General features: G+C 63.8%; 11 protein-coding genes. 5 read left to right on the top strand and 6 right to left on the bottom strand.

Translation table 11 applies throughout. The annotated features are described in order from the left end of the window. Position 1: 1 nt before the first annotated feature. Together mscL and AC1D05_RS31475 are read left to right on the top strand one after the other, a co-directional pair. Positions 2–424, top strand: coding sequence for a large conductance mechanosensitive channel protein MscL (gene mscL / locus AC1D05_RS31480; protein WP_477446276.1), 423 nt, complete (start codon positions 2–4; stop codon positions 422–424). Positions 425–528: 104 nt separating this feature from the next. Continuing rightward, complete coding sequence (locus AC1D05_RS31475) at positions 529–1,695, top strand: pyridoxal phosphate-dependent aminotransferase (RefSeq protein ID WP_477446274.1); 1,167 nt, start codon at positions 529–531, stop codon at positions 1,693–1,695. A gap of 155 nt (positions 1,696–1,850) precedes the next feature. Here the strand turns inward: AC1D05_RS31475 and hemA are convergent, their stop codons facing one another. Next, a complete protein-coding gene (hemA, locus tag AC1D05_RS31470; RefSeq protein ID WP_477446272.1) occupies positions 1,851–3,128 on the bottom strand; it encodes a 5-aminolevulinate synthase in 1,278 nt (425 codons plus the stop codon). Positions 3,129–3,394: 266 nt separating this feature from the next. Between hemA and galE the strand changes: the two genes are divergently transcribed. From galE to AC1D05_RS31455, 3 genes are all read left to right on the top strand, one after another. After that, on the top strand, positions 3,395–4,390 hold the full coding sequence (gene galE / locus AC1D05_RS31465) for a UDP-glucose 4-epimerase GalE (RefSeq protein ID WP_477446271.1): 996 nt from the start codon (positions 3,395–3,397) through the stop codon (positions 4,388–4,390). A 103-nt stretch (positions 4,391–4,493) separates the two neighbouring features. After that, positions 4,494–5,744 carry a D-amino acid dehydrogenase gene (locus AC1D05_RS31460; RefSeq protein ID WP_477446269.1) on the top strand — a complete coding sequence of 417 codons (1,251 nt, stop codon included), beginning with the start codon at positions 4,494–4,496 and terminating at the stop codon, positions 5,742–5,744. A gap of 2 nt (positions 5,745–5,746) precedes the next feature. Next, on the top strand, positions 5,747–7,573 hold the full coding sequence (locus tag AC1D05_RS31455) for an alanine racemase (RefSeq protein ID WP_477446267.1): 1,827 nt from the start codon (positions 5,747–5,749) through the stop codon (positions 7,571–7,573). On the opposite strand, the gene AC1D05_RS31450 is transcribed toward AC1D05_RS31455, so the two are convergent. Genes AC1D05_RS31450 through AC1D05_RS31430 form a run of 5 tightly spaced genes read right to left on the bottom strand, consistent with a single transcriptional unit; the run spans position 7,574 to position 12,771 of the window. Beyond that, positions 7,574–8,950: an FGGY-family carbohydrate kinase gene (locus AC1D05_RS31450; protein WP_477446265.1), complete on the bottom strand. Its 1,377-nt coding sequence runs from the start codon at positions 8,948–8,950 to the stop codon at positions 7,574–7,576. Next, the gene (rhaM, locus tag AC1D05_RS31445) at positions 8,947–9,264 is read right to left on the bottom strand and encodes an L-rhamnose mutarotase (RefSeq protein ID WP_477446263.1); all 318 of its coding nucleotides are present in this window, start codon (positions 9,262–9,264) and stop codon (positions 8,947–8,949) included. Before rhaM ends, AC1D05_RS31450 begins: the two co-directional genes overlap by 4 nt. Next, complete coding sequence (locus tag AC1D05_RS31440; protein WP_477446261.1) at positions 9,264–10,259, bottom strand: ABC transporter permease; 996 nt, start codon at positions 10,257–10,259, stop codon at positions 9,264–9,266. Before AC1D05_RS31440 ends, rhaM begins: the two co-directional genes overlap by 1 nt. Beyond that, positions 10,256–11,233, bottom strand: a complete 978-nt coding sequence (locus AC1D05_RS31435; RefSeq protein ID WP_477446259.1) for an ABC transporter permease — start codon at positions 11,231–11,233, stop codon at positions 10,256–10,258. Before AC1D05_RS31435 ends, AC1D05_RS31440 begins: the two co-directional genes overlap by 4 nt. Beyond that, positions 11,230–12,771: a sugar ABC transporter ATP-binding protein gene (locus AC1D05_RS31430; protein ID WP_477446257.1), complete on the bottom strand. Its 1,542-nt coding sequence runs from the start codon at positions 12,769–12,771 to the stop codon at positions 11,230–11,232. Before AC1D05_RS31430 ends, AC1D05_RS31435 begins: the two co-directional genes overlap by 4 nt. Between the last annotated feature and the right edge of the window lie 48 nt (positions 12,772–12,819).

Here is a 12,819-nt window from a genome sequence, read left to right as displayed (position 1 = left end):
AATGCTGAAAGAATTCCAGGAATTCATTTCCAAAGGCAATGTGATGGACCTTGCGGTCGGCGTCATCATCGGCGCTTCCTTTGGCACTATCGTCAAGTCGCTGGTCGACGACGTCATCATGCCGATTGTTGGTGCGATTTTTGGCGGACTGGATTTCAACAATTATTTCCTGCCTCTGTCCCTGGACAACAAGGCCACGACGCTGGTTGATGCCAAGGCGCACGGCGCCGTCCTCGCCTATGGCAGCTTCCTCACCGCGGTGCTGAACTTCCTCATCCTCGCCTTCATCATCTTCCTCATGGTCAAGGCCGTGAACAATCTGCGTAAGAAGCTCGAGCGCGAGAAGCCTGCGGCCCCCGCCGCACCGCCGCCGGCCGATATCGCGCTGCTCACCGAAATCCGCGATCTGCTCGCGAAGCGATAATTCAGCCAACTATTGCTGGACCAAAACCCCGGTCGTTCGCGGCCGGGGTTTTCTGTTCTCGTATCTGGTAAGAGCGACAAAACTGAGAGGAAACGGATTTGTCCATGCGCCTGATCGACAGCTTTCGCGCCGAAGCCCGTGCCGCACCGGAAAGCGGCATTGTCGCCGTCGTCAATTACGGCCGCCTGCGCGAGGGTCTGATCCCGCTCTGGGCTGGCGAGGGCGACCTGCCGACGCCCGCCTTCATCACCGATGCGGCGTCGAAGGCGCTGGCCGGCGGCGAGACGTTCTACACTTGGCAGAGGGGTATTCCCGATCTCAGGCAGGCGCTGTCACGCTACTACGCCAGGCATTTCGGCAAGACGTTCCCGGAGGAGCAATTCATCGTCACCGGGTCGGGCATGCATGCCATCCAGATGTCGCTGACCGCTCTTGCTGGTGCCGGCGACGAGGTGATCTATCTGTCGCCGGCCTGGCCGAATTTCGATGCCGCCGCAGCCCTGTCGGGAGCTGTTCCGGTGGCGGTCACGCTCGACCATTCCGGCAATGGCTGGTCCTGCGACGTCGAGAAGATCGCCGCGGCGATCACGTCGCGCACCAAGGCGCTGTTCATCAACACGCCGTCGAACCCGACCGGCTGGACCGCCGATCATGAGACCTTGCAGGCGATCCTCGATCTCGCGCGCGCCAGGAATGTCTGGATCATCGCCGACGAGATCTATTCGCTGTTCCACTATGGCCATGGCCGCGCGCCGTCCTTCCTCGACATCGCGACACAGGAAGACCGCATCCTGTTCGTCAACTCCTTTTCCAAGAACTGGTCGATGACCGGTTGGCGTGTCGGCTGGATCAAGACGCATCCGAGCCTGCAGCAGGTGTTCGAGAACCTGATCCAATATTCGAATTCCGGCGTCGCCCAGTTCATGCAGCGCGGTGCGGTCGCAGCCCTTGACGAGGGCGATGGGTTCGTTGCCGAACAGGTGGAGCGGGCGAGGAAGGCGCGCGATCTGGTCTGCGGCATTCTCGGCGCTACCGGCCGCGCCCGGTTTACCGTGCCGCAGGGCGCGTTCTATTTGTTCTTCACCGTCGATGGAATCGCGGATTCCCGCACGGCGGCCTTCGACATCGTCGACAAGGCCAATGTCGGCCTGGCGCCGGGCACAGCCTTCGGTCCCGGCGGCGAAGCCTTCCTCAGGCTGTGCTTCCACCGCCGCCTCGACCAGGTCGAGGAAGCCGCGCACCGGCTGGCAAAGTGGATGAAGACTGTCTAACTGAGCCGCCGACGAAGCCCGAATTGAAAATCGCTCCGACGAGTCAGCTGGCGTGGGTTTCGAGAACCGGAGCGCAGCGGACATTCAGGTCCGTGAGCACCGGAAGCGCAGAAACCTGCGTCAGATGGCCGTCGGAGTAGAGTTTCAAACGGGCTTCAGCCGCCTGACTTGGGCACCAGCAGGGGAACAATCCGATCGCTTTTGGCCACGGCGGGCCGGCCGGCGGAACCGTAGGGAATACCGAGCGCATCCCAGGTCTCGACCAGCGCGTCCTGCAACCCCGCGATCAGCGTGTCCGAATGGAACGGCGTCGGTGTGATGCGCAGCCGCTCGGTGCCGCGTGGCACGGTCGGGTAGTTGATCGGCTGGATGTAGATGCCGTGCACGCCAAGCAGGCGATCGCTGGCCATCTTGCAGAGCTCGGGGTCGCCGACCAGCAGCGGCACGATATGGGTTGGCGACTCCATCACCGGCAGGCCGGCCGCCGACAGGATCTGCTTGGTCCGGCTCGCYTGCTGCTGYTGCGCGTCGCGCTCGGCCTGCGAGCGCTTCARATGGCGGATCGAGGTGGTGGCCGCTGCGGCGATCGCCGGCGGCAGCGCCGTGGTGAAGATGAAGCCCGGCGCATAGGAGCGCACCGCGTCGATGACTGCACTGGTGCCGGTGATGTAGCCGCCCAGCGTGCCGAATGCCTTGGCCAGCGTCCCTTCGATGATGTCGATGCGGTCGGCGAGGCCCTCGCGCTCGGTGATGCCGCCGCCGCGCGGYCCGTACATGCCAACGGCATGGACCTCGTCGATATAGGTCATGGCGTTGTAGCGCTCGGCGAGTTCGACGATCTGCCTGATCGGCGCGATGTCGCCGTCCATCGAATAGACGCTTTCGAAGAYGATCAGCTTGGCSCGTTCGCGCCCGGCCGCCTGCAACAGGCTTTCCAGATGCGCGACGTCATTGTGCCGGAAGATCTTCTTCTCGGCGCCCGAGCGCCGCACGCCCTCGATCATCGAAGCGTGGTTCAGTTCATCCGAGATGATCAGGCAATTGGGCAAAAGCCGCGCAATGGTCGAAATCGACGCCTCGTTGGAGACGAAGCCGGAGGTGAAGACCAGCGCCGCGTCCTTGCCATGCAGGTCGGCAAGCTCATGCTCGAGCTCGACCAGCGGGTTCGAAGTGCCGGAAATGTTGCGGGTGCCGCCGGCGCCCGAACCCATCTTGCCGGCCGCTTCCTGGAAAGCGGCGATGACGTCGGGATGCTGGCCCATGCCGAGATAGTCGTTGGAGCACCAGACGGTGATTTCCTCGGCACGGCCATTCGAACGCCATATGGCGCGCGGAAACTTGCCCGCGATACGCTCAAGGTCGGCGAAGACACGATAGCGACGCTCCGCGTGGAGCTGGTCGATCGCTTCTTCGAAGAACCGCTGGTAGTTCATGTCGGCTTCCCAATTTTGCGCGGGATCATAATCATTGCCCTATTGGTCGTCCACCGGACCTTTTTGGTCAAAATGCCACGCCCCGGACCTGTTCCTAACGACCACGGATCGTGGCCTATTCCCTTGATGTGGATCAACTTTGTTTCAGGACGATGCCACATGCCGGTCATGCCGGTTACCACGAGTTCTAATGGCCATGCGGCGGGCTTTCCAGTAGAGCGGGGGTTGAGACAGTTTCCGATAAATCTTGAGATGCGAGGTCGCGGATGACAGTGTTGGTGACAGGCGGGGCCGGCTATATCGGCAGCCACATGGTCTGGGAGTTGCTGGATGCCGGCGAAAGCGTGGTCGTTCTCGACCGTCTTTCCACCGGCTTCGAATGGGCGGTGGCGCCGGAGGCAAAGCTCGTCGTCGGCGATGTCGCCGACAAGGAATTGGTCGGATCGATCATCCGGGACAATCATGTCGACGCCATCATCCATTTCGCCGGCTCCATCGTGGTCCCGGAATCGGTCGCCGACCCGCTTGCCTATTACGAGAACAACACCTCGAAGACACGCACGCTGATCGAAACCGCTGTGCGCGAGGGTGTGCCCAATTTCATCTTTTCCTCGACCGCCGCCGTGTATGGCGGCGCCGGGTTGGAGCCGGTGCGCGAGGATGCCCGCCTGGCGCCGGAATCGCCTTACGGCCTGTCCAAGCTGATGAGCGAATGGATGCTGCGCGACGCGGCGACAGCGCATCCCATACGCTACACCGCGCTGCGCTATTTCAACGTCGCCGGCGCCGATCCGAAGGGCCGCACCGGCCAGTCGACGCCAGGCGCAACTCATCTGATCAAGGTCGCCTGCGAGACGGCACTCGGCAAGCGCCCGTTCATGCAGGTGTTCGGCACCGACTATCCGACGCCGGACGGCACCTGCATGCGCGACTATATCCATGTCAGCGACCTGGCGGCGGCGCATCGCCTCGCCCTGCAACGGCTGCGCGCCGGGGGCACGAGCCTCGTCGCCAATTGCGGTTACAGCCATGGCTATTCCGTGCTCGAAGTCATTGAGAGCGTGCGGCGCGCCTTCGGCCATGATTTCGAGGTCAAGATGGGCGACCGGCGTCCCGGCGATGCGGCGGCCGTGGTCGCCAATTCGGATCTCGCACGAGCGGAACTCGGCTGGACGCCGCAACGCGACGACCTCGACCAAATCGTCGCCGATGCGCTCGCCTGGGAGCGCATCCTGACCAGCAAGAACTCCGCGCGCGGCTGAGCCAGACTTTCCCGAGGGCTCGCAAGGCGCGCGGTGACGCGCTATGGAAGGCGTTCGCGGCAAGCGTGGAGGCGCTGCGCCGCGAACAGCTTTGGGGGATGGCATGAAGATAGTGGTGCTTGGAGCCGGCGTTGTCGGTACGGCGGCCGCTTATTATCTGGCCGCCGATGGCCACGAGGTCACCGTGATCGAGCGCCATCCGGCGCCGGCGCGGGGCACCAGCCAGTCCAATGCCGGCCTGGTGTCGCCGGGCGATGCCACCGCCTGGGCCTCGCCGGCGGCGCTGAAGACTTTTTTGCGCGCGCTCTACAACCATGATCTCGGCATCAAGGTGCGGCTGCGCTTCGATCCCTATTTCCTCGCCTGGAGCCTGCGCTTCCTGCGCCAATGCACGGTGGCGCGCCTGCGCGCCAACAGCCAGGTCAAGCTGCGGCTGGCGCTCTATTCGCGCGACTGCATCAACGCCATCTCCGCCGACACCGGCATCCACTATGATGAGCGCAAGAAGGGCATCCTCTATTTCTTCCGCTCGCAGCACAGCCTCGACACCGGCACCGACAACTACCGCTATCTGGCCGAGCATGGCCTGCCGATCGAGATCGTTGGTCGTGACCGGCTGGTCGAGCTCGAACCAGGGCTTGCCGGGGTGAAGGAAAAGATTGCCGGCGGCGTCTATTCGCCGATCGACCAGACCGGCGATTCCAGAATGTTCGTCGACAATCTCGCCGCCTATGCGCGCGAAAAGCTTGGCGTCAAATTCCTGTTCGACACCACGGTCGAAGGCCTCGATATCGACGGCGACCGCGTGCGCGCTGTGATGACCTCGGCTGGTCCGATTGCAGGTGACACCGTGGTCATCTCGATGGGGCCGGAAAGTGGCCTGCTCGGCCGCCGCTACGGCATCGACCTGCCGGTCTATCCGGTGAAGGGCTATACGGCGACCATTCCGCTGGAAGACGAGAGCAAGGGACCGACCATGGGCGGCGCCGACGAGGACCAGCTGATGGCCTATTCGCGCCTTGGCAATCGATTGCGGTTGGCTTCGACCGCCGAATTCACCGGCTTCGACCGCACCCACAAACCCAGCGACTTTGCCACCATGTTCCGGACCGGCAAGGACCTGTTCCCCGGCGCCTTCGACGAGAAGAAAGCCGTACTCTGGGCAGGCCTGCGGCCAATGATGCCGAACTCCGTGCCGGTCATCGGCCAGGCGCGCTACAAAAACCTCTATCTCGACACCGGCCACGGCCATGTCGGCTGGACCATGGCCTGCGGCTCCGGCAAATTCCTGGCCGACCTCGTCGCCGGCCGCAAGCCCGAGATCGACCCGCAAGGGCTGGTCTACAGGGGATAAAGATGTCGGGACCGCAAGTTGCCATCGACCTTGGCCGCATCGAGCGCAACGCCCGCACCATCGTCGACCGCTGTGCACTTTCGGGCATAAAGGTGTTCGGTGTCACCAAGGGCACCTGCGGCATGCCGCAAGTGGCGCGCGCCATGCTGCGCGGCGGCGTCGCCGGCATTGCCGAATCGCGTTTCGAAAACATCCGCCGGCTGCGCGACAGCGGCATCAACGCTCCGATCATGCTGCTGCGCAGCCCGCCCATGGCGCGCGTCGAGGAGGTGGTGCGCACCGTCGACGTCAGCCTGCAATCGGAACTCGCCACCATTCGCGAGATTTCGCGCATCGCCGAGCGCATGGGCCGCGTCCACGACATCATGCTGATGATCGACCTGGGCGATCTCCGGGAGGGCATCTGGCCGAGCGACCTGATCCCCACCGTCGAGCGGATCCTCGAGTTCAAGGGCGTGCGCATCGCCGGCATCGGCACCAATCTCGGCTGCTTCGGCGCCATCATGCCGACGCCGGAAAATCTCGGGCAACTCGTCGCCCATGCCTACAAGACCGAGCGCCTGTCGGGCAAAAGCCTCGACTGGATTTCGGGCGGCGCCTCGTCGTCGCTGACACTGCTGCTCGAAGGCACGCTGCCGGCCGGTATCAACAATCTCAGGGTCGGCGAGGCGATCCTGCAAGGCGGCGTCGAGACCTTCCGCGATGTGCCGTGGCCGCAACTCGAGCCGGATGCCTGCCGCCTGACCAGCGACATCATCGAGGTCAAGCTCAAGCCCTCGCGGCCGATCGGCGAATCCGGCTACGATGCTTTCGGCAACCAGCCCGTCTTCCCCGATGAGGGCGACCGGCTGCGTGCCATCGCCAACATCGGCCGCGAGGACGTGCTGGTCGAAGGGCTGACTCCCATCGCAAAAGGGATACGTGTGCTCGGCGCCTCCAGCGACCACCTGCTGCTCGATGTGCAGGATGCCGATCCGCGGCCCACCGTCGGCGACCGCGTCGCCTTCCGCATGAGTTACGGTGCCATGCTGTTGGCGATGACCTCGGAATATGTCGAGAAGGCGCCGATGCACGATGTCGCCGACTTTTCCGGCCGCAGAATGGTGTCGATCTCCGCCGAACAGGAAGCCGCCGGCATCCTCGCTCGTGAGGGAACCGGCGCGCGACTGGAGGCGATGAATTTCGATGTCGTCGAACTCGCGGACATCGAGCGGCCACCCTCCGGGCTGATCCGACTGAGTGTTGGCACCGACCGCCGTATCGCCCACAAGGCGCTGACCGCGACGGCGCGCGCGACCCATTCGTTCGGCCTGATCTGGATCGATTCCATCGCCGCCCTGATGCCCGAGGATGAGGACGGCATAGACCTGCCGGAAGGCTCGGTGCTGGCGCGTACCCTTGGTCTCGACCATAAGGCCGGCGCGCTGCAGCCGCAGCTGTCGCCGGAAAATGTCGTCATTGTCGGCCTGCGCCATGCCGATCCGGCGGAGGCGCGGGTGCTGAAGGATTCGCGGGTGTCGGCCTTCACCATGACCGATATCGACGCCATGGGCATGCGCGACCTGATGCATGAGGCGATTCGCATCGCCACATCGGGCACGCAGGGTTTTCATGTCAGCTATTCTCCGACGGCCACCGAATTCGCCGGCTGGGCTGCCGGCTCCGGCGGACTGACGGTGCGCGAGACGCATCAGGCGATGGAGGCGATCGCGCTCTCCGGTGGCCTGCTGTCGATGGATGTTTCTGGCCTGACCGCGGATCTGGATCCGCGGATCGGCACTGACACGGTCAACTTCGTCATGTCTGCCTTCGGCAAGCGGATCCTGTGATCACCCCAGCGCTTTGACCGCCGCGCGCCATGCGTTGACATAGTCGATCCAGACCGGGTCGGTTGGCGGCTCTGTTCTTTCGCCCGTGCCGTGCGTCGTTACCTGATCCGATGCCAGCAATGCTGCGCCTATGCTGGTGCCGGTGGCGGCCTCCGATGCGACGACACTGCGTGCGGTCGCCGCCGCCAGCATGCCGACAAACAGCCGGTTGCGGGCAAACGGCCCTTCGACAGTGGTTGGGCCGTCGGCGCCGATCAGGTCGAGACAGGTCGCCGTCATCAGCGCCAGATAGAACGAGATGGCGGCAAAACGCCGGCCGATGTCGATGCCGTCGGCATTGAGCCACGTCGCGGCATGATGCGGGAACGGCCCTGATCCCTGCTGGGTCGACGGCAGCAGCAAGGTCTTGTCTGCCAGCACCGCCAGCACATCGCTGCCGCTGCAATCCTGCGGCTTGTCCGCAGTGAGCAGCGAAAACTCGCGGCCACCCATGAATCGGGCCGACGGCACGGGCTCACCCAGCGCGCTGACATTGACCAGCGTATCGCGCGCCACGTCGAGTGCAATCTCTCTGCCGCCCACCGCCATCGATACGACCCAGGTGCCGGTCGAGACGACCGAGAAGGGCGGCGCGTCGGACAGGAGATGTGGCAGCAGCGAGGCGTTGGAATCATGCAGGCCGCAGAACACAGGTGTTTGCGGATCAAGGCCGGTTCGTGCGGCCAGCGCAGGCAGGATCGGGCCAAGGCGATCCCTGGCCGGCCGCACCGGAGCCATCAGCCCGCGCCAATCCAGACGATCGACCATCGTCGAAAAGTCAGCACGCCATGGGTTCCACAGATCGGTGTGGCAGCCGAGCGACGTTACTTCGTTGGCGGCCACTCCTGTGAGCCGCAGCGCCCAGTATTGCGGGTACATCAGCATCGCGGCGGCCCTGGCGAACTCGGCCGGAAAGCGCTTCTGCTGCCAGAAGAACTGCGCGCCGAGATTGAAGCCGAGCGGCAGCCGTGGCGTGCCGGTTTCAGTGAAGGGCGGACGGATCGCGTCATACTCCGCCGCCAACCTGTCGGGGCCGTCGAACTCATAGTCAAGCACCAGCAGCACCAGTTCGCCCTTGGCATTGACCAGCGCGCCCGTCGCACCGTGCGTGGTGATCGAAATGGCGTCGATGCGCTGTTGGCGGTTGAGGCTGGCCAGGCTGTTGAGGATGAACGTCCACAGCGCCTCGACATCGTGATGCGGGTAGGGCGCCTGCCGCACCGGCGCATTGGCCATGCGGCGCAGCGCCACCTCGCTCAACGTGGCGAGATCGACCAGCGCCACCTTGGCGTTGGTCTTGCCGATGTCGATAACGGCGATATGGCGCAGAGCACTCATGCCATATGGAACACGGTTTCCAGGGGCACGGCCAGCGGCTCGTTGTCCGGTTTGGTTTCCATGATGTCGGCCATGTCAGCCCACCAGCGCTGCATCACCGGATGCTTAGGCAGGTCGGCCATGCCATGGTCGTCGCGCCGCCACAGCACGCCGAACAGGATATTGGTCTCCTCATCGAGATGGATGGAATAATCGGACACGCCAGCCTGCTTCAACAGCGCGACCAGCGATGGCCAGATCTCGTCGTGGCGCTTCTTGTATTCGGCCTTCATGCCGGGCTTGAGCTTCATCTTGAACGCATATTTCTCAGCCATCAGCGTCCCCCGCGCAGACGCCGCCAGACGATCGGCAGGGCGATGACAATGATCAGCAGCAGGCCGATGAAGATCGACATGACGATGCCGGGCACGTTGAGCAGGCCAAGCCCGAAGGTCACCAGTCCCATGATGAAGGCGGCGAGCACGACGCCGACAATGCTGCCGGCGCCGCCCAGAATGCTGACGCCGCCGAGCACCACCATGGTGATGACTTCGAGCTCATAGCCTTGCGCGATCGACGGGCGGGTCGAGCCGAGGCGCGACGTGATCAGCACCGAGGCGATGCCCGACATCAGCCCGGTCAGGCAGAACAGGATGAATTTGATGCGGCCGACGCGCACGCCCGAAAACTGGGCAGCTATCGGGTTGTTGCCGATGGCAAAGACGCGACGACCGAAACTCGTGCGGTGCAGCAGGAACCAGTAGACGACGGCCGCGATCAGGAAGAGCACCAGCTCGAACGATACCACCCACCAGACGTAGCCCTGGCCGAAGAAGGCGAAGCTCTCGGGATAGCCCTTATAGGCCTGGTCACCGAGGATGATGAAGGCGATGCCGCGGAACAGGCTCATCGTGCCGATGGTGACGACGATGGAGGGCAGGCCGAGCCGTGTGACGAGCAGCCCGTTGAAGGCGCCGCAGCCGAGCCCGACGACGAAGCCGATCAGCACCAGCACCGGCGTGCCGGCGCCAGCCTGCACCGCCATGCCCATCATCGTCGATGCGAGCGCGATGATGGCGGCCACCGACAGATCAATCTCGCCAGAAATGATCAGCAGCGCCATGGCGAAGGCGATCAGGCCCTTCTCGGTGAAGTTGAAGGTCAGGTCCGACAGCGAATAGGGGTCGAGGAAATAGGGCGAGGCAAAACTGTTGATGGCGAAGATGGCGACGGCCACCACGACCAGCAGCGCCTCCCAGGAAAAGATCGCCGAGCGGAACGGCTTGTCGAGCCGGTCGGGAATGTGGCGCGGGGCAGGGATGTCGGTCATGTCGCCTCCGCCTTTCTCAGGATGATGCGGCCCTGCTGGCGTTCGCCGCGCGCATTGAGCACGACGGCCAGGATGATGGCGCTGCCGGAAATCGCCATCTGCCAGAAGGGCGAGATGTTGATGACCGGCAGTGCGTTGGAGATAATGCCGAGGAACAGGGCGCCGAGCACCGCGCCGCCGACCGAGCCGATGCCGCCGGCGATCGAGATGCCGCCGATGACGCAAGCGGCGATGATGTTGAGCTCATAGCCGTTGGCGACCTCGACCGAGGCGATCACGTAGCGCGAGATCCAGAGGTAACCGGTAAGGCCACCGATCATGCCGGAGATGCAAAAGACGATGAATTTCGTCCGGCCGACGTCGATGCCGGCATAGACCGATGCCGTCGGGTTGACGCCGATCGCATAGATGGAACGGCCAAGCGCGGTGCGCGTCATCAGGATGAAGAACAGTACGATGACCAGGATGGCGATCCAGGACAGCACCGGAATGCCGAGAAAGGCGGCGCGCTGGAAGCCGATGAACTCCGGGCTCATCTTGTCGGCATTGACCCAGGCGCCGCCGGACAGGACGAAAGTGGCGCCGCGATAGATGGTCAGCGTGCCCAATGTCACCACGATCGAGGGGATATTCAGCCGCCACACCAAAAGGCCGTTGATCGCGCCAAGCACCAGCCCGACGGCAAGCGCGATAACGATCAGCAGCGGGATCGGGATCGCCGGATGCGCTGCGTTCAGCATCGCCACCACCATGCCGGTGAAGCAGAGATTGGAGGCCATCGACAGGTCGATCGAACGGGTCAGGATGACAACCATCTGGCCGAGCGCCAGGATCATCAGGATCGAGGTGTCGTTGAACACCTGGCGCAGATTGCCGGGGTCGGCAAAAGCCGGAAAGCGCGTCGAGATCAGGCCGATCAGCACGACGATGGCCGCAGCCAACCAGATTTCGCGGTACTTCAAAAGAGCCTTCATGCCGCGATCCCCGCTGCCGTCCGGACCAGCGTTTCGGCGTCCAGGTCCTTGTTGTCGTAGACCGCCGCGACAAGGCCTTCGCGCATGACGACGACGCGGTCGGACATGCCGAGAATCTCCGGCAGTTCCGACGACACCATGATCACCGACAGGCCTTGTGCGACGAGCTCGGCCATGAAGCCGTGCACGGCGGCCTTGGAGCCGATGTCGATGCCCTTGGTCGGTTCGTCCAGGATGATCACCTTGGGCGCGGTCGCCAGCCATTTGGCGATGACGATCTTCTGCTGGTTGCCGCCCGACAGCGTGCCGACATCCTGGCTGAGCGACGAGGCTCGGAGGTCAAGCCGCTCGGTGTAGGAGCGGGCGAGTGCAAACTCCTCCGACAGCCGCAGCAGGCCTGACTTAGACGTGCGCTTTAGTGAAGGCAACGAGACGTTCTGGAAGATCGGCAGGCCGATCACCACGCCTTGCTTGCCGCGCTCTTCCGGCACGTAGACGATGCCGGCCTCGATCGAATCCGCCGCCGATTTCGGCGCGATCGCCTTGCCGTCCAGCGTGATCGTGCCGCCCGAGGTGCGGGTGATGCCCGATATCGCCTGCATCACTTCGCTGCGCCCGGCGCCGACAAGACCGTAGAAGCCGAGGATTTCGCCCTTGTGCAGTTCGAAGCCGATGTCGTTGAACTCGGTCGGGTGCGACAGGCCGGCGACGGACAGCACCGGCGCGCCGATCTCGGCCTTGCGCTGCGGAAAGATGTGGTCGACGGAGCGGCCGACCATCATGCGCACGATCTGGCTCTGGCCGGCGTCCTTGATCAGGCCTTCGCCGACCATCTCGCCGTCGCGAAACACGGTGTAGCGGTCGGCGATCCGATAAATTTCGTCGAACTTGTGGCTGATGAACAGGATCGCCTTGCCTTCGCTCTTGAGGAACTCGATGAGCAAAAAGAGCTCCTCGATCTCCTTCATCGACAGCGCAGCGGTCGGCTCGTCCATGATGACGATCTGCGCGTCGATCGACATGGCCCGCGCAACGGCGACCAGGTGCTTGTTGGCGATGCCGAGGTCCTTCAGCCGTGCGTCGGCGTCGATATGGCCGGCATGCATGGTGTCGAGCACTTCGCGGGCATTTTTGCGCATCGTGCGCCAGTCGATGGTACCGAAGCGCGAGCGCGGCGCATGGCCGAGAAAGATGTTTTCGGCGACGCTCAGATCGTCGAACAGCACGGTTTCCTGATGGATGGCGGTGACGCCATGGCCGAAGGCGGCATGCGCGCTGTGCAGGGCGACGGCCTGGCCGTCGATGCTGATCATGCCGGCGTCGGGCTGGTAGATGCCGGTCATGATCTTGACCAGCGTCGACTTGCCGGCGCCGTTTTCGCCGATCAGCGCCGTCACCTGGCCGGGATAGAGCGACAGGCTGACATCGTGCAGAGCCCGCACGCCGGGAAAGCTCTTGGAGATGCCGGACAGCGTCAGGCGTGGCGTGGAGGCCAAAGGCCTTTCCTTCACCGTGCCGTTGTGGGCTGTCGTGTCCATATCAGTATCAAGCCCTGAAACTAGGTCCGTTTAAAGCCGCGGCGGGAC

Source organism: Mesorhizobium sp. P2_E9 (assembly GCF_056403815.1).
Note: the sequence above shows the minus strand (reverse complement) of the source record. Positions and strands in the feature narration are given on the sequence as shown.

What these genes read in the sequence shown, in the direction of transcription:
- galE (WP_477446271.1), top strand. Translation starts at nt 3,395, where the DNA reads ATGACAGTGTTGGTGACAGGCGGGGCCGGCTATATCGGCAGCCACATG.
- rhaM (WP_477446263.1), bottom strand. Translation starts at nt 9,264, where the DNA reads ATGGCTGAGAAATATGCGTTCAAGATGAAGCTCAAGCCCGGCATGAAG.
- AC1D05_RS31460 (WP_477446269.1), top strand. Translation starts at nt 4,494, where the DNA reads ATGAAGATAGTGGTGCTTGGAGCCGGCGTTGTCGGTACGGCGGCCGCT.
- AC1D05_RS31435 (WP_477446259.1), bottom strand. Translation starts at nt 11,233, where the DNA reads ATGAAGGCTCTTTTGAAGTACCGCGAAATCTGGTTGGCTGCGGCCATC.
- AC1D05_RS31440 (WP_477446261.1), bottom strand. Translation starts at nt 10,259, where the DNA reads ATGACCGACATCCCTGCCCCGCGCCACATTCCCGACCGGCTCGACAAG.
- AC1D05_RS31455 (WP_477446267.1), top strand. Translation starts at nt 5,747, where the DNA reads ATGTCGGGACCGCAAGTTGCCATCGACCTTGGCCGCATCGAGCGCAAC.
- mscL (WP_477446276.1), top strand. Translation starts at nt 2, where the DNA reads ATGCTGAAAGAATTCCAGGAATTCATTTCCAAAGGCAATGTGATGGAC.
- AC1D05_RS31475 (WP_477446274.1), top strand. Translation starts at nt 529, where the DNA reads ATGCGCCTGATCGACAGCTTTCGCGCCGAAGCCCGTGCCGCACCGGAA.
- AC1D05_RS31450 (WP_477446265.1), bottom strand. Translation starts at nt 8,950, where the DNA reads ATGAGTGCTCTGCGCCATATCGCCGTTATCGACATCGGCAAGACCAAC.
- AC1D05_RS31430 (WP_477446257.1), bottom strand. Translation starts at nt 12,771, where the DNA reads ATGGACACGACAGCCCACAACGGCACGGTGAAGGAAAGGCCTTTGGCC.